Origin of the sequence: Acinetobacter sp. YH01007, assembly GCF_013420425.1 — a bacterium.
GTDB classification, from domain to species: domain Bacteria; phylum Pseudomonadota; class Gammaproteobacteria; order Pseudomonadales; family Moraxellaceae; genus Acinetobacter; species Acinetobacter towneri.
In genome coordinates this window covers 70101-88155 of record NZ_VOYC01000006.1, presented here as the reverse complement: position 1 = coordinate 88155, position 18055 = coordinate 70101, and the positions used below count along the sequence as shown (strand labels likewise).

Annotated in this window: 18 protein-coding genes; 11 read left to right on the top strand and 7 right to left on the bottom strand. The window is 40.5% G+C overall.

What is annotated here, in order from left to right:
• Positions 1 to 35: 35 nt before the first annotated feature.
• Positions 36 to 2291: a DNA polymerase III subunit gamma/tau gene (gene dnaX, locus FTT74_RS04740; protein ID WP_179988632.1), complete on the top strand. Its 2256-nt coding sequence runs from the start codon at positions 36 to 38 to the stop codon at positions 2289 to 2291.
• 60 nt (positions 2292 to 2351) lie between these two features.
• Here the strand turns inward: dnaX and FTT74_RS04735 are convergent, their stop codons facing one another.
• Complete coding sequence (locus tag FTT74_RS04735) at positions 2352 to 2801, bottom strand: thioesterase family protein (protein WP_004973275.1); 450 nt, start codon at positions 2799 to 2801, stop codon at positions 2352 to 2354.
• Positions 2802 to 2902: 101 nt separating this feature from the next.
• Complete coding sequence (locus FTT74_RS04730) at positions 2903 to 4063, bottom strand: iron-containing alcohol dehydrogenase (protein ID WP_179988631.1); 1161 nt, start codon at positions 4061 to 4063, stop codon at positions 2903 to 2905.
• 119 nt (positions 4064 to 4182) lie between these two features.
• On the opposite strand from FTT74_RS04730, the gene FTT74_RS04725 reads away from it, so the two are divergent.
• From FTT74_RS04725 to FTT74_RS04700, 6 genes are all read left to right on the top strand, one after another.
• Complete coding sequence (locus FTT74_RS04725; protein WP_004973278.1) at positions 4183 to 4692, top strand: low molecular weight protein-tyrosine-phosphatase; 510 nt, start codon at positions 4183 to 4185, stop codon at positions 4690 to 4692.
• Positions 4693 to 4695: 3 nt separating this feature from the next.
• Positions 4696 to 5736 carry a UDP-N-acetylmuramate dehydrogenase gene (gene murB / locus FTT74_RS04720; RefSeq protein ID WP_004973280.1) on the top strand — a complete coding sequence of 347 codons (1041 nt, stop codon included), beginning with the start codon at positions 4696 to 4698 and terminating at the stop codon, positions 5734 to 5736.
• A gap of 6 nt (positions 5737 to 5742) precedes the next feature.
• A complete protein-coding gene (locus FTT74_RS04715; RefSeq protein WP_154320702.1) occupies positions 5743 to 6870 on the top strand; it encodes a YdcF family protein in 1128 nt (375 codons plus the stop codon).
• Positions 6870 to 7913, top strand: coding sequence for an alpha/beta hydrolase (locus tag FTT74_RS04710; protein ID WP_096900878.1), 1044 nt, complete (start codon positions 6870 to 6872; stop codon positions 7911 to 7913). Before FTT74_RS04715 ends, FTT74_RS04710 begins: the two co-directional genes overlap by 1 nt.
• A 276-nt stretch (positions 7914 to 8189) precedes the next feature.
• Positions 8190 to 8894 carry a response regulator transcription factor gene (locus tag FTT74_RS04705; protein WP_004973283.1) on the top strand — a complete coding sequence of 235 codons (705 nt, stop codon included), beginning with the start codon at positions 8190 to 8192 and terminating at the stop codon, positions 8892 to 8894.
• Positions 8891 to 10801 (top strand): ATP-binding protein, encoded by a 1911-nt coding sequence (locus FTT74_RS04700; RefSeq protein ID WP_179988630.1) that lies wholly within the window; start codon positions 8891 to 8893, stop codon positions 10799 to 10801. The genes FTT74_RS04705 and FTT74_RS04700 overlap by 4 nt, the downstream gene beginning before the upstream one ends.
• Before the next feature lie 33 nt (positions 10802 to 10834).
• Here FTT74_RS04700 and FTT74_RS04695 read toward each other — a convergent pair whose 3' ends face one another.
• The 3 genes from FTT74_RS04695 to FTT74_RS04685 form a co-directional block, all read right to left on the bottom strand.
• Positions 10835 to 12001: a cupin domain-containing protein gene (locus FTT74_RS04695; RefSeq protein WP_179988629.1), complete on the bottom strand. Its 1167-nt coding sequence runs from the start codon at positions 11999 to 12001 to the stop codon at positions 10835 to 10837.
• A 121-nt stretch (positions 12002 to 12122) separates the two neighbouring features.
• A complete protein-coding gene (locus tag FTT74_RS04690; protein WP_179988658.1) occupies positions 12123 to 12716 on the bottom strand; it encodes a nucleoside triphosphate pyrophosphatase in 594 nt (197 codons plus the stop codon).
• 7 nt (positions 12717 to 12723) lie between these two features.
• Entirely contained in the window at positions 12724 to 13107 is a 384-nt protein-coding gene (locus FTT74_RS04685) for a DUF2237 family protein (protein WP_179988628.1), read from the bottom strand.
• 139 nt (positions 13108 to 13246) lie between these two features.
• Between FTT74_RS04685 and FTT74_RS04680 the strand changes: the two genes are divergently transcribed.
• The 4 genes from FTT74_RS04680 to FTT74_RS04665 all read left to right on the top strand — a co-directional run bounded on the left by FTT74_RS04680 (position 13247) and on the right by FTT74_RS04665 (position 16987).
• Positions 13247 to 14434: a phosphoglycerate kinase gene (locus FTT74_RS04680; RefSeq protein ID WP_004973295.1), complete on the top strand. Its 1188-nt coding sequence runs from the start codon at positions 13247 to 13249 to the stop codon at positions 14432 to 14434.
• Between the two features lie 140 nt (positions 14435 to 14574).
• Positions 14575 to 14847 (top strand): hypothetical protein, encoded by a 273-nt coding sequence (locus tag FTT74_RS04675; RefSeq protein ID WP_131260911.1) that lies wholly within the window; start codon positions 14575 to 14577, stop codon positions 14845 to 14847.
• A gap of 138 nt (positions 14848 to 14985) precedes the next feature.
• Entirely contained in the window at positions 14986 to 16023 is a 1038-nt protein-coding gene (gene fba / locus FTT74_RS04670) for a class II fructose-bisphosphate aldolase (protein ID WP_004973298.1), read from the top strand.
• A gap of 103 nt (positions 16024 to 16126) precedes the next feature.
• Complete coding sequence (locus tag FTT74_RS04665; protein WP_179988627.1) at positions 16127 to 16987, top strand: DMT family transporter; 861 nt, start codon at positions 16127 to 16129, stop codon at positions 16985 to 16987.
• On the opposite strand, the gene FTT74_RS04660 is transcribed toward FTT74_RS04665, so the two are convergent.
• On the bottom strand, positions 16950 to 17168 hold the full coding sequence (locus FTT74_RS04660; protein WP_004973302.1) for a hypothetical protein: 219 nt from the start codon (positions 17166 to 17168) through the stop codon (positions 16950 to 16952). The two genes, FTT74_RS04665 and FTT74_RS04660, sit on opposite strands and share 38 nt — an antisense overlap.
• Positions 17169 to 17286: 118 nt before the next feature.
• On the bottom strand, positions 17287 to 17940 hold the full coding sequence (gene nfsB / locus FTT74_RS04655; RefSeq protein WP_004973304.1) for an oxygen-insensitive NAD(P)H nitroreductase: 654 nt from the start codon (positions 17938 to 17940) through the stop codon (positions 17287 to 17289).
• Between the last annotated feature and the right edge of the window lie 115 nt (positions 17941 to 18055).

Here is an 18055-nt window from a genome sequence, read left to right as displayed (position 1 = left end):
AAACAGTATGCTTAGACCTGTAAAAAGGAGCATTCATGTATCAGGTACTTGCGCGTAAATATCGTCCTCGTAATTTTAATGAATTGGTGGGACAAAACCATGTATCACGGGCATTGACCAGTGCTTTGGAACGTGGGCGTTTGCACCATGCTTATCTTTTTACGGGAACACGTGGTGTAGGTAAAACTACCATTGCGCGTATTTTGGCCAAATGCCTGAACTGTGAAACAGGCGTGACATCTACCCCATGTGAAGTGTGTCCGACCTGTACTGCGGTCAATGAAGGTCGTTTTATTGATTTAATCGAAATTGATGCGGCGTCACGTACTAAGGTTGAAGACACACGTGAGTTGCTCGATAACGTACCTTATGCACCGACTCAGGGACGTTTTAAGGTTTATCTGATTGACGAAGTGCACATGCTGTCTACGCATTCGTTCAATGCTTTGCTAAAAACTTTGGAAGAACCGCCTGAGCATGTGAAGTTTCTGTTTGCGACCACAGACCCACAAAAACTCCCTATTACTGTGATTTCGCGCTGTTTGCAATTTACTTTGCGTCCATTGCAGGTCGATGAAATTACCAGTCATTTAAAGGATATTTTAGCCAAAGAACAGATTGTTGCAGAGCAAGATGCAATTTGGCAGATTGCTGAATCTGCGCAAGGTTCTTTGCGTGATGCGATGTCTTTGACAGACCAAGCCATTGCTTATGGTCAGGGTGAAATTCATCATCAAGATGTCAAAGACATGCTGGGCTTGATTGATCGCACCATTATCTATGATTTGATTTTAGCGATTCATCAAAACCAACAGCAGCGTGTGAGTCAGTTGTTATTACAATTTAGACAGCAAGCTTTAGATGTGTCTTTGGTGTTGGATCAGTTAATTTCGACACTGCATGAATTGGCAATCATGCAATATCTGCCAGATTTAAACCTAAAATACAGTGCTGAAATTAATCAAAAAATTCAGCAGCTTGCGGGTCTGATCTCTGCACAAGATTTACAGTTGTATTATCAAATTGCTTGTAAAGGACGCGCCGATTTACAAATTGCCGTAACCCAAGAACAAGGCTTTGAAATGTGTGTACTGCGTTTACTGGCATTTCGACCTTTGCAAGCCAATGAAGTGTTGGTTGCTGCGCCACAAAATACTGCACAAACAGCGGCTTCCCAGCCAGTTGCTCAAATGGAGCAAACTCCACAAGCTGTGGCAACTCAAAATACAGCACAAGCGGAACAGCATGTAACTGAATTAGATGCGGTTGCAACACCTGATCTTGATGGATTTGACTATGAGGATGACGATTATTCAGATCACACCACGACACAAACCAGTGTTGCAGAACCTTCTTCAGATGATTTTTTAGATGAGGATGAGCCTGAAGCTTTAACACATCAAGATCAACAGTCGATTCAAGCGCAACAACCGACTCCGCAAGCGCTACACTCAACAGCTGCGATTTCACCAGAATCTATGTCAGAACCTGCAGTGAATGAAGAAACTGCAATACAGGCTGAGGATAAGCAATCTGAATCTATCGTGTTTGATCCAAATGCAGATGCACAATTGTTTGGTTTAGATGAAGATGCCTCATCGGTAAGCACTACATCTGATGTGCAAAGTCATGATGATTTTTTACTGGAAAGTTTTGATGCCGTTGCACCGTTAGGTGATCTTGCTGCATCAGCCGAAACATCGCTAGTTTCATCTACACTACAATCGAATAATGCTTCACCGTCAATTACACAAAATGTAAGTAATGCAGAAACCGCTTTATTTGATTTAGCAGCGACTGAAGTCGAACCGAATGTTGCCAGTGCGACAGCACAACCGCAGCAAACCATAGCATCTAATGCCGATGATCAATTAATGCCGCAGGATATTCTGCGTTTACAGCCGCAAGTTTTAGAAGGTGAGTGGACTTTAGACAAGTGGGAATATTGGTTTAGACACAGCGAGTTGTCACCTGCCGTGCAAGAATTGGCGCAGCATGGCGTAATGACGGGGCAGATTAATGCTGAATCGGTTTTTCATATTCCTGAGCAATATCAGCAGTTATTGACTCAACTGCAACATGCTTTAGAAAGTGCTTTAAAAGAACAGTGGAGTAAAACTCTGTTTAAAGTGCAATATGAAAATGTGGATGACACGACACCGTACATTTTGCAGCAACAGCGCAAACAACGCGCTTATCAACGGGCTGAAAATTTATTGCATCAAGAACCGATTGTGAAAGATATTTTGCAAAACTTTGATGGCGAATTACATAACATTCAGTTGAAATAACCTGTTGTTAGCTTTTGTTTGCAGAATTTTAAGGCTGGGTCAAACCAGCCTTATTTTTTGCTAAGCGCAAGCTGAATCTGTGCTTTTATATGGCTGTAATGCTTCGCGGATGGAGTCAGGAATCGGGCAGTTTTGGCGTGTAATTCGATCTACAAATACATGCACCACTTGTCCTTGTGCAGCGGCAAGATTTTGATTGTTTTTAAAAATTGCCAAATCATAAATTAAGGATGAGTTTCCAATTTTTTGAATAGCAACACCTACTTCAATCATTTCAGGATAGGACAATTCCTGCAAAAAATGACAGGTGGAATTGACCACTAAACCAATACAGGGTGATCGTTTGGGTTCAAAGCCTGCTTTTTGCATCAGTAGGGCATTGGCTGCGCTGTCAAAATAGCTGTAATAAGTGACATTATTGACATGTCCATACATATCGTTGTCTGCCCAGCGAGTTTGGATGGGAAAGAAAAAAGCGTATTGCTCACGGGTTTTGGTGTCAGGTTTCACAAGTTTACCTATATTTTTATCAATGTGGTGTCATGCTTTAATGGGTGGAAATCATCCCAAATAAATCTATAAAGTTAAATACAGAACGTTAAGCGTAAATGTTAGGCATAAATGGCTTGGTAAATTTGTAAAGCATCCTGCATTTGCATTGCTCTCGGGTTGTTTTGTAATAAACGACTTTGCTGCATCGCATCTTCTGCCAATTGTGGCAGTATGTTTTCTGCAATGCCTAATGCATTGAGTTTTAACAACAAACCACTTTGATCTAAATGATTTTGTAAATGATCAATAAATAAATCACATAATCCATCTGTGCAGCCTTTGCTACGAGGGTCTAACCAACACATTAGTTCTGCATAGTATTGTTTTGCAGCAGGCGCATTAAACTTTAAAACTTCAGTCAGTACCAATGCATTGCTATGACCATGTGAAATATGGAAATGCCCGCCTAAAGGATAGGCAAGTGCATGCACCGCAGCCACAGGAGCATTGGCAAAGGCTTGTCCTGCCAGCATTGAACCAAACAGCATATTTTGCCGTGCTTGCATATTGCTGCCATCTTCAAGCACTAATTTTAAGTTTTGATCAAGTAAACGCAGCGCATGTTTTGCCAGAAAATCTGAATACGCATTTTTTTTGATTTTAGAAGTATAGGCTTCAATGGCATGTACCATCGCATCTATACCTGTGGCTGCGGTAATCTGTGCAGGTAGATGACGGGTAAAATTGGCATCTAAAATGGCAACATCGGCATATAAAATAGGAGAAACAATGCCTGTTTTACTGGTTGCACCTGTGGTGACAATGGAAATAGGTGTGACTTCTGAACCTGTACCTGCCGTTGTGGGAACTAAAATGAGTGGTAAACGTGGTGCTTTCGCATTGCCAACACCGTACAAGTCCGACAGTTGTTGAGTTTGTTCGGAATGACTCAGCACGGCAATAATTTTGGCGACATCCATCGCACTACCCCCACCAAAACCTAATACAACATCAATATTTTGCTGTTTGGCAAAATCAACTGCTTCTAACACAATCTGTTCTGCGGGGTCGGCTTGCACATTCGAGTAAATGGCATAGTCCAGTTGCAGTTGCTTTAAAATTTCTAAAATAGGTTGATGTAATTGTTGTTGTAAAATGCCAGCATCGGTGACCAATAACAAACGCTTATAATTTTTTTCGGTTAAAACCGTTTTTAGTTCAGAAATTGAACCCAATCCAGAAATAATGTTGCCAACTGTTTGAAATTGAAAATGCTGCATCGTCTTTATTCCTAATTTTTATACTTAATTCAACATTATTGTAGGGTCACGATATAGGATTCATATCATAAATAACTTAACATAAGACTCTTAAAAATAAAGTAGCTTTGAGGTTGTTTATGTCATCCAAAACGCCATATAAGGTGTTATGTGTTTGTTTGGGAAATATTTGCCGCTCTCCAACGGCAGAAATTGTACTTCGACATTTTTGTGATGAACAACAACTCAATGTGTTGGTAGATTCTGCTGGAACCAGTAATTATCATCCAGGCAAAGCCCCAGATTTACGCAGCCAAAAACATGCGTTCAAACGTGGTTATGACTTATCTACATTGCGCGCGCGTCAGTTACGTATACAAGACTTTGTCGAGTTTGATTTGATTTTGGCGATGGATTTTGAAAACTTAAGCAATATTCAATCTTTAATGCGCCGTGCTGAAGCTGAACTGGGCAGTTTGCGCGCTGAAATAGCCTTAATGAGCGAACACGATCCGCATTATACGCAGCAAGAATTACCCGATCCATATTATGGCGAAGCCGATGGTTTTGAGCGGGTGCTCGATCAATGCGAGTCGAGTAGTCGCGCATGGGTGAAAGTTTTACAACAACAATTTGAATTGAAGGTTTAAGTCATGCACATTCACTACAACATGCAACTCAAACCGTTCAATACGTTAAATTTAGATGCAACTGCGTCGCATTATGTCAAAATTGAAAATATTCAAGATGTACAGGATGCTTTGGCATTTGCCCAGAAAGAACAATTAAATGTGCTGATTTTATCGGGTGGTAGCAATATGTTATTGCCTGAACATATTCATGCCTTGGTCATGCACATGGATATTCAGGGCATCGAAAAATGCGCTGAAGATGATGCAAGTGTCACCCTAAAAGTTGGGGCAGGACAAGTCTGGCATGAGTTTGTGTTGTGGAGTACGGAACAAAAGTTATATGGTCTGCAAAATCTGGCTTTAATTCCAGGTTTGGTCGGCGCTTCACCTGTGCAAAATATTGGTGCTTATGGCGTTGAAGTCGGTGAGTTTATTGAATCTGTGCAGGTCTATGATCGTGAATGCCAACAATTCAGCTCAATTGTTGCTGCAGATTGTCAGTTTGCCTATCGACACAGTATTTTTAAAGATCATCCCAACCGTTACATCATTACCCATGTGACTTTTAAACTGTTAAAACAGGCTGCGTTAAAATTAAATTATGGCGACTTAAAAGCTGCTGTAGGCGATGAGCAAACTGCTGAAAATCTGCAGCAACAAGTCATTCAAATTCGCCAAAGTAAGCTGCCTAATCCTGCAGAATATCCAAATGTAGGTAGTTTCTTTAAAAATCCTGTGATTTCGACTCAGCAATTTGACCAAATTGCAGCACAATTTCCAAATTTACCCCATTACCCACAGCCGAATGCGCAAGTTAAAATTGCAGCAGGCTGGTTGATTGATCAAGCTGGCTGGAAGGGAAAACAACTGGGTGTGGTGGGTATGTTTCATAAACAAGCGTTGGTTTTAGTCAATTATGCCGATGCCACTTTGGCAGATGTGCAACACACCTATCGTGCTGTGCAGCAAGATGTTTTGAGTCGTTTTGGTATTTCACTAGAACCTGAACCTGTGTTATTTGATGAAACAGGTTTGATTCGTGCACATCAACCGGTAGGTTAAGTGAAGATGAAACAGAATCATTGGATGCTCAGATTGGTACAAATTGCTGCCGTGCTATTTGTATTGTTTGCAGCGTTCATGATTTTTATCTATTCACCTTTTTATTCTACTTTGGTGGTCAAAACGCTGAACACTTTGGTACCTGTAGAAGTGAATCAAGTGGCAGCAAAAAGTCAGCAAATGGCGGCTTTTAGTGATCAAGACAGCTTGGAACCCGGTTCAGATTTATGGATTGCCCGACAAGCTTATTTGAAGCTGATGGAGCAAGAGATTCAATCTGAAAATTCGAAAAATTTAACTTTAATTCAGGCTCGTTATAAAGCCTTACAAGCGCTTATTTTAGAAGAACAAACGCAAAAAAAATTAGCATCTGAGCAAGAGTTGCCGCAAGTCCCATTGTTGGTGTCTAATGCAGCTTCTGAAGCAGTTGTAGAAGACCCATCCGAAAATGTAAAAGCCTTGCTCAATTTGGATAGTCATGAAAATCAGGTACTCATGGAACAATACTTGGAGTTTTTAAGCACTCATAAAATTGCCGAAACCGAAAGTGAGCCTGTAGATGAAGAAATCTTTAAAGATATTGCTTTAATTCAGCAACAAAATATTCCAAAAATACCTGCAAACTCTAAACCTTATGCGATTGTGGTTTTAGGTGGTGGCTTAACTTTAGATGATAATGGCAAAGATATTGTGGTCAATGACTACACACGTTTACGTTTAGAAACGACCCTAGCGGTGGTAAAACAATATCAATTGCCGATTGTACTGAGTGGTGTAGAAGCACCTTATATGCAGCGTTGGTTAAAAAAATATGATGTCGAAGCAAAATTATTAGAAGATCGCAGCATGAATACTTGTGAAAATTCACGTTTTAGTTCTTTATTATTACAAAAAAAAGGGGGGGCGCCGACAGTGATTTTGATTACAGACCGTTATCACATGCCACGCACCCGCCGTTTATTTGCTTTAAATGGAATTGAAACGATTCCTGTCGAAGCTCCAATGCCGACTCAACTGACCGCATGGCGTCCAAGTGAACAAAACTATGATCACAGCCGCCGTGCCAATTATGAAATGCTTGCCGCCATTCGGGATGTCTTGATTGGTTCTAGCGCATGTCGCGAGGTGCCATAATGCCTGATATTCCATTTTTAAACCCAAGCGTGTTGAAGCAATTAGATTTGCCAGTGCCGAGTAGGGAAACCACACCACAAATTCTACAACCTTTAAATTTGAATCGTGGTTTTGAACCGAGTGTTGAGTTACAAGCCTATCGACAGCTATATGGTTTTCATTTGTTGGACTGTGAACATTGGCAAGGCTATGTGCAAATGCCGTTGTTTAAATTGCATGTGCAAATTTTTCAACCCGATTTAAGCAAAACCAAATTTGATCAGGTGCAGGGCACGGTATTTCTACTGCATGGCTATTTGGAACATAGCGGGATTTATCAACCTATCGTCAAAGAATTATTAGAGCAGGGCTTTAGTGTTTTGACTTATGATTTGCCTGGACATGGATTGAGTGATGGTTATCCTGCCAACATCAAAAATTTTGATCATTATCAGCAAGTATTACATGCGGTTTATCAATATGTAAAAAATGCCGATCAATTGCCAAAACCGTGGTTGGGCATTGGGCAAAGTACAGGTGGTGCAATTTGGATGCATCACTTGTTGGAATTTGCTCAGCGCCGTGAAAATCCATTTGTAGAGCGTGTGTTGTTGTTATCGCCTTTGATTCGTCCTGCAAAATCGGCATGGTGGCATAACTCTGTTGGTTTGGGCATTATCCGTCGGATTAAGCGTGAAGTGCCGCGACATTTCCGACGCAATAATCATAATCCTGAATTTTTACGCTTTGTGCGTTTAAAAGACCCGCTGCAACCTAGAATGATGGGCATGGATTGGATTTTAGCCATGTCTAAATGGATGTTGGAGATGGAAGAACGTCCAGCTTGCCGTATTCCTGTTTGGTTGGCACAAGGGGCGCAAGATCAAACCGTAGATTGGCGCTACAACATTGAGTTTATTCGGCGTAAATTCCGCCTGCAAACCTTACTCATGTTAGAAGAAGGCTCGCATCAATTAATCAATGAACGTGCGGATATTCGTGCGGCTTTAACAGGGCTGATTCCTGCATTTTTACATGCACATAGCTCTAAGACTTATTATTAATTTATCAACCATCTTTTAAATACGGCTCTACATTTGCTTTGATGCTGTTCTCGGCATCAAAGCATATTTATGCTGCGCTGCTCATTAAAATGTGAAGCGATTTCTAAAATAAAATAGTACTTCACATTTATTTTTTATTTCATGCTCGAGTTTCATGTTTCAGTGCTATGCTCATGTTTATAAAATAAGCTAAATTTGAAAAACTCCTTAATTCTAGGGATAGTGTTTACATCAAAACGATTGATATATTTACAAACATAATCAAGGGGATGAATGATGGCAGAAATGGAAGCGATATTACCCGTACCGGTTTTAATTGTTGAAGATGAGCCTATTATTCAGTCACGTCTTAGAAAAATTTTGCATGATATTGGCTATCAAGATGACATGCTATTTTTCGTGAGTCATCTTAAAGCTGCAATGACGTGTATAGAAGATCATCCGATTGCTTTAGCTTTAGTCGATTTAGGCTTGCCCGATGGCAATGGTAAAGAACTAATCGAACAATTACATTTTAGAGATCCAAGCGCATTAATTTTGGTGATTTCTGCATGGAGCACCCAAGACAGCTTATTTTCTGCAATTCAAGCAGGTGCAACAGGCTATGTGCTTAAAGAACGTGATGATGCTGAAATTATTATCGCAATACGCAGTATTTTAAGAGGTGGTGCACCGATAGACCCATTTATCGCCCGTGAAATTTTATCGCAAATTTCACATCAAAAAGTACCCGTGCTGACCGAAGATTTATCAGATCGCGCCGATGCTCAAGCATTCAACTCACATTATGAACAGCTCACCAATCGTGAATTAGAAATTTTAAATCTGGTGGCGCAGGGCTTAAGTAACCGTGAAATTGCTGAGCAATTATTTGTGTCGCGTTATACCGTTGAAAGTCATATTAAACATATCTATCGGAAGTTGTCGGTCACTAAACGCACTAAGGCTGTCAGTACCGCTAGAACTTTAGGTCTTTTATGATTCAAAGGCTTTGGCAGTGTGGTTTGGGCGTGTTGTTATTGTTCTGTGCGTGGCAAAGCTATGCGCAGCAAGTGGTGTACCCAATTAATCAGTACTGCAATGTGCATGTACTTTCAATCAGCTCTGCCAAAACAGCATCACATAATAAAAAACCTGAAACGGGTTGGGAAAATGTTCAACTGCCCGACGTTTGGGATGATCGCTGGAAAAATTATAATGGTGGGGCGTGGTACAAAATAGAGTGGGAGTGGTTTTGTGAGCGTAATCATTATTTAAATCAACCCATCGTTTTTGCGCTGGATTTTTTAAATAGTGCAGGGGCAGTTTATCTGAATCAAGATTTACTTTGGGCAAGTCAGCACTTAGAAGAACCATTATCAAAAAGCTGGAATATGCCACGTTACTGGATTTTACCTATTGCTGGTTTAAAACAAGGTAAAAATCAAATATTGGTCTATGTGAATGGATATGCATTTCAAAATGCAGGTATAGGCAAAATAAGTTTTAATAATGTGCATAACAATATTAAGCAGCATCAGAAAAATATATGGAATAAACGTACTTTATTTGAAATTAATGCGATTTTATCTGCCACTTTAGGCATTTTATGTTTGGTTATTTGGCTGTTTTTACGCCGTGATCAGAGTTTTGGCTGGTTTGCGCTGAGTTGCATGTTCTGGTTATTATTTATTTCTCATTTTTTAACCACAGAAACCTTTCCATACCCAAGTGTATTGGTGGCATCTCAAGCCAATTTAAGCTTTTTTATCCTGTATGTTTTAGCTTTTAGTCTGTATTTAATTAGGTTTGTCAATCAACGCTTGCCAATATTGGAAGAAAGTATTTTTATTCTGAGTTTAGCGGTAATTGTTTGTGTATTTTTAACACCCTTAGATTATGTCAAACTGGTATTTTGGATTGTCTTTTTAAGTTATGCCAGTTTACTAGTCGTGGTTTATTTTTATTTGGCGTATTTAGCGTATAAATCCCCAAAAACAGAAGTATATCTGCTGTTATTTTGTTTAACCTTGATTGGCCTTTTCGCGGGTGTAGATGTATTTCGTTTAAGTAACGCGGCAACAGCAAGTTTATATCAGCCATTATCACCGTATACCTCGCCAGTGATTACTATATTTATTGCGATTATTTTAGGCATGCGTCTAAAAAGAAATATTCAAAAAATTGAGAAATTTAATCAAAATTTAGAGCTTAAAGTTTTTGAAGTCAGTGATGATTTAAAACGCAGTATGTCGGAAAAGCATTATTTGGAACTGGAAAATGTGCGTTTGCAAGAACGGATTCATCTATCGCATGATTTGCATGATGGTTTGGGTGCATCTTTGGTACGTTCCATGATTATGGTCGACCAAAGCGAACAGAACATGAGTAATCAGCAGTTCTTATCTATGCTGAAATTACTGCGTGATGATTTACGTCAAATTATTGATAGTGGTTCTTCCATTGGTTCTAAAGTGCCTGAAAATCCTAAAATTTGGGTTGCGCCAGTACGTCATCGTTTTAGTCAATTGATGGATGAAATGGATATTCATTCCAAGTGGGATTTTCCAAATGAATGGGTGATTGAGCCGAATTCGTTACAGTGCTTAACTTTGATGCGGGTATTAGAAGAAAGTTTAACCAATGTGATTAAACACAGCCAAGCCAAGCATGTATCCGTCAGTATGCAATTTGTACCGCCTAAGCAATTGGTACTTAAAATTCAGGATGATGGTGTAGGTTTTGAAGCCAATAGCGTGCTTGAACATGGCATGAGTATTGGGATGCGCAGTATGAAAATGCGTTTAGAACGGGTTGGAGGGCAATTAAAATTAAATTCGACACCTGGCTATACGTTAATTCAGGCAGTTTTAACTTTAGATCCCGCTTATCTAAATTCCCCAAGATGAATTGATCATCTTGAGGGGGCTGAAACGAATATTTTAAGCGTCTTCAGCAGGTAACAACATTAAAATGGATTCATTGAGCAGTTGTACCAAATCTTCCAGAATATCTGCGTCGTAAAGGTTTTCATCGAGCAGCACGCGTTCACCATTGGCGATTTTTTGCAGCGTAGGGATAGATGCTTCTGCGACACAAATCGCTTCACCATTCGCCCAAAATAAAACTTCATCTTGCTGATTTGCATAAAGTAGGCGAGAGGCGGGTTCCAACATGATTTGATAACCCTGATCTAGCGCATCCTCTAAATCACCTACACCTATTTCATCTACTTCAGGGATATTTTCAGGATATTTCGGTTCGGACATTAAGCTTAAAATCGCATCATCCAACACCGATGAGTTTTGTAAACGCGCCCACAATTCTGCTTTTAGATAATCCAGTTCTGTCGCAGTCATTTCGCCAATTTGCGTACTTTTTTCACGAACAATGTCTTGTAGTGGCGTGCGTAACATCTCATCGGCAGAGAATTTATCGCTTACGCGATCCATCATTTCACTAATATTCGGCATACGGAAACCGAACGAGAATGTCAGACAGTCATCTTCTGCCACGCCATAATGTGCCAATCCTGGTGGCACATAAAGTAAATCACCAGGGGCAAGAACTTCATCAAAATTGACCTGCATTTCAGGCAATAATTTTAAAGGTTGCCCTGCGACAAATTCAGTTTCGGCATCACACATTTGTCCAAGTTGCCAACGGCGATGTCCATAGCCTTGTATTAAAAAAACATCGTAAAAATCAAAATGCTGACCTACAGAGCCGCCTTTAGGCGCATAAGACACCATAATGTCATCACGTCGCCATTGCGGAATAAAAGGAAATTTTTTCCAAAGTTCGGCGAGATCAAAAGAGTAATGATCTACGGCTTGTACCAATAGCGTCCATAACTTTGGCATTTTTTGAAAATCTGCCTTAATCAGTGGTGATGATTTCACAGTCCATTGATTTGGATCACGATCTTTTTGTTTAATTAAACGAGCAGTCACATCTTCTTCAAGAGCGAGTTCCATCACATCATTAGGTTCGAGTAGGTGGGCAATTTCTGGGAGTGCATTGCGTACCAAAAGTGGTTTTTTTTGCCAATATTCACTTAGGAATTGTTCTGCGGTCATTCCGCCTAATACATCTAAAGGTTGCGACATAAAATAGCCTAAGCAAGTTTTATCAATAATCTCAATATTGTCCAATTTGTCGCTGTAAAGGGCAAGGTGATTTAGAGCATTTCATAAATATTCACGACTGTTTAATGATGCAGCTTAAAACTTAGGGAACTTGAATATTTAGCATTCTTAATATGCGGCATAACTGAATCATCGGCAGACCCATTAAGGTGGTTTGGTCATTGCCTTGCATGGCTTCAAACAAGCTAATGCCCAAACCTTCGCACATAAAACTGCCTGCACAATGAAGAGGTTGTTCCTTTGCAACATAGCGTGCAATTTCATTGTCAGTTAAGCTGCGGAATTGAACTGTGTAGTGTTCTACAACCGTTTGTTCAAAGCCTGTAGATTGCTGCTGCACACTCAGCGCAGTGCTGAAATAAACCGTTTGACCTGAATTGGCTTGTAATTGTTGTATGGCTTTTTCTGAAGTGAGCGGTTTACCTATAAAAATATCTGGCTGCTGTTCACGCCATGCCACTTGATCTGAACCAATCACAATCGCATCAGGATATTGCTGCGCGATACAGCGTGCTTTTTCAAAAGCCAAGCGTCGTGCCAAATCATCCGCATGCAATTCACCCTGTGCAGACTCATCAATATCAGGTGAAATTGACTTATACGCCAAATGTAGACGATTCATTAATTGCTGACGGGTTTGGCTGCTTGACGCTAAAATAATTTCTGGAAGTTGCATCAGATCATCACACTGCATAATCCATCAATATATCTAAAGGCACATAAGACAATACGGATTGATGACAGGCTTGAATTTTAATCGGTGGCGCATGACCTGCTTGATAGGCCTCAACCCAACGGGTGACGCAAATACACCAGAAATCACCTGGTTGTAAGCCGTTAAATCCAACTTCAGGTACTGGCGTGATTAAATCATTGCCAATTTTTTGCGAGAAATTTAAAAAATCAGAGGTCATTTGTGCACAAACGGTGTGCTGACCTAAATCGGTTGGGGCGGTATGACAAAAACCGTTACGAAAATATCCAGTAATAGGATCAAAGCAACAACTAGCGAGAGGTTCGCCCAAAACATTTAAACGATTGATATTTGGATCGGGATGAATAGACATAGTTTCTAGAAAGATGGTAACTTTTCTCTATCATAATCAAAACTTTTGCTTTAATCAGCAATTCTACAAAAGTTGCTAACCTTTTTCTGCATAATCATTTAAAATCGTGGCGTTTTGATATCAATAAAGTGAGCTATACATGAACTTTCAGCGTATGACTGACCTCGATTTAGCAGGTAAGCGTGTCCTTATTCGTGAAGATTTAAACGTACCTGTTAAAAATGGTGTGATCACCAGCGATGCACGTTTACGTGCGGCATTGCCAACGATTCAAGCTGCTGTTGCCAAAGGTGCAGCAGTGATGGTGTATTCTCACTTAGGTCGTCCTGTTGAAGGTGAGCCAAAAGCTGAACAATCTTTAGCACCTGTAGCTGCGTATTTAACCCAAGCATTAGGTCAAGATGTTCAACTGATCACTGACTATTTAGATGGTGTAGACGTTGCTCCTGGTCAAGTCGTTTTATTGGAAAACTGCCGTTTTAACCACGGTGAAAAGAAAAACAACCCAGAACTTGCCGCTAAATATGCAGCATTGTGTGATGTATTTGTGATGGATGCATTTGGTACCGCGCACCGTGCAGAAGCCTCTACTGAAGGCGTTGCACGTTTAGCACCAGTGGCAGCAGCAGGCCCATTATTGGCTGCGGAATTAGATGCTTTGGGTCGTGCCTTAAAAACACCTGAAAAACCAATGGTGGCGATTGTTGCAGGTTCTAAAGTATCGACTAAGTTAGATGTATTGACTTCATTGTCTGATATTTGCGATCAATTAATTGTAGGCGGTGGTATTGCCAATACTTTCCTTGCTGCAGCAGGCTATAACGTGGGCAAATCATTATGTGAAAATGATTTGATTGACACTGCCAAAGCAATTGCCGCAAAAGTTTCTGTACCACTGCCAACCGATGTTGTAGTTGCAGATGCCGCTGAAATTAATTTTGAAGATTTCTTGGGTTCATTGGCAGCAGCGAAAGCAACTGTGAAAAAAGTTGAAGATGTTGCAGACAACGATATGATTTTAGACGTAGGCCCAGAAACTGCAAAAGCATTTGCTGAAATTTTAAAAACTTCAAAAACAATTCTTTGGAATGGCCCAGTGGGTGTATTTGAAGTTGATCAATTTGGTGAAGGTACGAAAGCACTTTCATTGGCGATTGCAGAATCTGCAGGTTTCTCTATTGCAGGCGGTGGTGACACTTTAGCTGCAATTGACAAGTATGAAGTTGCAGACAAAATCGGCTATATCTCTACAGGTGGAGGTGCATTCCTTGAATTTGTAGAAGGTAAAACCTTACCTGCAGTTGCGGTATTATTAGAACGCGCTTAAATCTAGAAAATTTATCAATAATTTTTAAAAAGGTTGACTTCGGTCAACTTTTTTATATTTATGTCATGCCGTAGTCATCAAAATGTCATAAATATGCAATAAACTGTAGTAAATGAATGACCTAACTGTAGGAAATGACGATGATTCAAAAACTAACACTTGCTGCTTTAATTGCTGCATCTTTAGCCTTGACTGCTTGTGCAAAAAAAGAAAGCGCACCTGCGACTGAAACTGATGCATCTTCTGCAGTTGTAGATAACGCTCAAGTTACACCAGAACAACAAGCTGCAATCGACGCAATTGACCAACCAATCTTGGATGAAGGCAACACCGATATTCCTGAAGACGTTGCAAATGCACCTGCTGACGTTGCGACTGCAGACACAGAAGTTGCTGCTTCTGAAGCGCAATAAGTGCTGAAAAACGACAAATTGTAGTAATTTGTTTAAAAGTCCCTGCTTTTGCAGGGACTTTTTTTTGAAAAAGGCGATTTGTTGCTGAATTGAAACAAATCACAGGGTAGAATAACCAACATTATTTGGGAGGATATTATGGCTCTTATTTCATTGCGCCAGCTCTTGGATCATGCCGGTGAACATGCTTACGGCGTTCCAGCGTTTAACGTCAACAACTTAGAACAAATGCGCGCAATTATGTTAGCCGCAGATGCAACCAATTCACCTGTAATTGTTCAAGCTTCGGCAGGTGCGCGTAAATATGCAGGTGCGCCATTCTTGCGTCACCTGATTTTGGCTGCAATTGAAGAGTGGCCACATATTCCAGTGGTTATGCACCAAGACCATGGTACAAGCCCTGATGTATGTCAGCGTTCGATCCAACTAGGCTTTTCATCAGTAATGATGGATGGTTCTTTGGGTGAAGATGGTAAAACACCAACGTCGTATGAATACAACGTCGAAGTGACGCGTCGTACTGTGCAAATGGCGCATGCGTGTGGTGTATCGGTTGAAGGTGAGATTGGCTGTTTAGGTAGTCTTGAAACAGGTATGGCAGGTGAAGAAGATGGCGTGGGCGCAGAAGGCGTACTTGACCACTCTCAATTGTTAACATCTGTTGAAGAAGCACGTAGCTTCGTTGCAGATACTAATGTGGATGCTTTAGCGATTGCTGTTGGTACTTCGCACGGTGCATACAAGTTTACTCGTCCACCTACAGGCGATATTCTTGCAATTGACCGTATTAAAGAAATTCATGCTGCGTTGCCAAATACACACCTTGTAATGCACGGCTCTAGCTCTGTACCACAAGAATGGTTGGCGGTGATTAACCAATACGGCGGTGACATCAAAGAAACTTATGGTGTACCTGTTGAGCAATTGGTTGAAGCAATTAAGCATGGTGTGCGTAAAATCAACATCGATACAGATTTACGTTTAGCTTCTACTGGTGCAATGCGCCGTATGATGGCAGAACAACCAAGCGAATTTGACCCACGTAAATTCTTCGCAAAAACTGTAGATGCAATGAAACAAATTTGTATAGACCGTTATGAAGCATTTGGTACTGCAGGTAATGCAGACAAAATTCGCCCAATTTCTTTAGAGAAAATGGTTGAACGTTACAAATAATTCTTAATTTAATTAAGAACTCGAAAGCCCACAGTCCTTGTGGGCTTTTTACTGATGAATCCACAACTTCCAATCAAGAACAAAAACAATCCTCGAGCGTGTCATGGAACTGATTGTAGCCGCAGCCTTTTGTAGTGTACTGGTCTCTATTTTATTAAAAGTCTGCAAAATGCAGGGTTTTAACCCTATGCAGATGATTACATGGAATTATGTCAGTGCCAGTGTGTTGTGTTTTTACTGGTTTAAACCCAACTTGGGCACGATCTCAATCCAACATACGCCGTGGTGGCTCATTATTAGTTTGGGTGTGTTGTTGCCCAGTGTCTTTTTAGCATTAGCAAAATCGTTGGACAGCGCAGGTATTTTAAAAACTGAAATTGCACAGCGTTTGTCAGTGGTTTTGTCTTTAGCAGCCGCTTATTTTATTTTTCAGGAAAATTTTAGCCAACTGAAAATTGTGGGAATCGCGCTTGGGATTATCGCGGTCTTATGCATTTTGTATTCGCATCGTGCTGCAGTGCAGTCTGCTAAAGCGCAACAAGGCATCTTATATTTGAGCTGTGTTTGGTTGGGTTATGCACTGATTGATGTTTTGCTTAAATACACCACAGGTTTAGGACTGCAATTTGCAGTTGCACTGAATTTGATGTTTGTATGTGCTTTTGTTTTGGCGATGGCTTATATCTTAATCCGCGATAAAAGCATGGGCAGTATGCAAAATATCAGTGCAGGTTTAATTTTGGGTGCACTGAATTTTGCCAATATTGCCTTGTATGTCAAAGCTCACATGCTGCTCAAAGACAGCCCTGCAGTGGTATTTGCAGGGATGAATATTTTAGTGGTGCTATTTGGCGTGATCAGTGGTGTATTGTTCTTTAAAGAAAAGCTGAAAAGCACGACCACTATTGGGCTAGGCTTGGCATTGCTTAGTGTGCTTTGCCTCGCTTATGCCATGACGGTTTAAGATAACTCAACATAAAGCGAAAAGGATGTCGCAATAAATCTGCAGTTTCTGCAAGACCATGCAGCATTGTGGTTCTATCGCAGATCGGGCAGCGCAGGGTTGGATAGCTTGGTTTGGCTTGATATAAATACAGTTTTTTACAACGTCGGCATTCTAGTTTTAGCGGCATTAAATTGAGCATCATACACCTCATTTTTATTTTTGATAGAGATTGAGTACAGATTGCAAATATAGATAAAGCAAAATTCAGACCAAAAAATAGGGACAAATTTTGTCCCTAGTGTTATCGCATGTTTGTTTTACAGTTGCGTGAAAATCTCACGTTTATCAAGGCGTGATTTTGGCAGTTTGGCATTAAAATCTTGTTCACTACGATAGCCTAAACACAATAAAACCGAAGGAATCAGTCCTTGCTCAGTTAGTTGCAGTTCTTGAGTTAAAATTGCTTCATCAAAACCACCAATTGGCGTTGCGTCAATTCCTTCAATGCCTGCAGCCAAAAGCATTTGTCCGAGTGCAATAAAGGTTTGATTTTCTGCCCAACGCTGAATATCGCCTTTTTCATTGCGGTAGTAATCGACATAACCTGTGCGGCTGTCTTTCTGACCTTGTTTAGCGGCTTCATCTTTAAAGCGTCCACTAGCAGCATCCTGATTAAGCAGGTTTTCTAAATGTAATTCGCTAATGTCAGCTTTGGTGCAAAATAAAATGGTATGCGAAGCATCTAAAACTTTAGGGGCGTTATAGGCGTACTTTCCAACTAAAGCTTTAGCAATACGTTGTTTGGCTTCAGGGCGATCTGCAATAAAAAAATGCCACGGCTGAATATTAATGGAAGATGGTGCTAAACGCAGAATTTCTAATAAACGCTCAAATTGTTCTGCAGGAATAGTGCGACTCGCATCATAGGCTTTGGTCGTATAACGAGTTTGTGCAACGTTGAGCAAATCCATGAATCATCTCCATTTAAAGACTATATTTGGGGCAGGTGTGCGCCAAAAGCTTAACATGCCTCGCTATGCTAACGGAATGAATCCATGTGCTATTTATGCGGTTAAGATGAGATGA

Excerpts from the sequence above, each read along its gene's own strand:
- dnaX (WP_179988632.1), top strand. The coding sequence starts at position 36 with ATGTATCAGGTACTTGCGCGTAAATATCGTCCTCGTAATTTTAATGAA.
- FTT74_RS04730 (WP_179988631.1), bottom strand. The coding sequence starts at position 4,063 with ATGCAGCATTTTCAATTTCAAACAGTTGGCAACATTATTTCTGGATTG.
- FTT74_RS04725 (WP_004973278.1), top strand. The coding sequence starts at position 4,183 with ATGTCATCCAAAACGCCATATAAGGTGTTATGTGTTTGTTTGGGAAAT.
- murB (WP_004973280.1), top strand. The coding sequence starts at position 4,696 with ATGCACATTCACTACAACATGCAACTCAAACCGTTCAATACGTTAAAT.
- FTT74_RS04715 (WP_154320702.1), top strand. The coding sequence starts at position 5,743 with ATGAAACAGAATCATTGGATGCTCAGATTGGTACAAATTGCTGCCGTG.
- FTT74_RS04710 (WP_096900878.1), top strand. The coding sequence starts at position 6,870 with ATGCCTGATATTCCATTTTTAAACCCAAGCGTGTTGAAGCAATTAGAT.
- FTT74_RS04705 (WP_004973283.1), top strand. The coding sequence starts at position 8,190 with ATGGCAGAAATGGAAGCGATATTACCCGTACCGGTTTTAATTGTTGAA.
- FTT74_RS04700 (WP_179988630.1), top strand. The coding sequence starts at position 8,891 with ATGATTCAAAGGCTTTGGCAGTGTGGTTTGGGCGTGTTGTTATTGTTC.
- FTT74_RS04695 (WP_179988629.1), bottom strand. The coding sequence starts at position 12,001 with ATGTCGCAACCTTTAGATGTATTAGGCGGAATGACCGCAGAACAATTC.
- FTT74_RS04690 (WP_179988658.1), bottom strand. The coding sequence starts at position 12,716 with ATGCAACTTCCAGAAATTATTTTAGCGTCAAGCAGCCAAACCCGTCAG.
- FTT74_RS04685 (WP_179988628.1), bottom strand. The coding sequence starts at position 13,107 with ATGTCTATTCATCCCGATCCAAATATCAATCGTTTAAATGTTTTGGGC.
- FTT74_RS04680 (WP_004973295.1), top strand. The coding sequence starts at position 13,247 with ATGAACTTTCAGCGTATGACTGACCTCGATTTAGCAGGTAAGCGTGTC.
- FTT74_RS04675 (WP_131260911.1), top strand. The coding sequence starts at position 14,575 with ATGATTCAAAAACTAACACTTGCTGCTTTAATTGCTGCATCTTTAGCC.
- fba (WP_004973298.1), top strand. The coding sequence starts at position 14,986 with ATGGCTCTTATTTCATTGCGCCAGCTCTTGGATCATGCCGGTGAACAT.
- FTT74_RS04665 (WP_179988627.1), top strand. The coding sequence starts at position 16,127 with ATGGAACTGATTGTAGCCGCAGCCTTTTGTAGTGTACTGGTCTCTATT.
- FTT74_RS04660 (WP_004973302.1), bottom strand. The coding sequence starts at position 17,168 with ATGCTCAATTTAATGCCGCTAAAACTAGAATGCCGACGTTGTAAAAAA.
- nfsB (WP_004973304.1), bottom strand. The coding sequence starts at position 17,940 with ATGGATTTGCTCAACGTTGCACAAACTCGTTATACGACCAAAGCCTAT.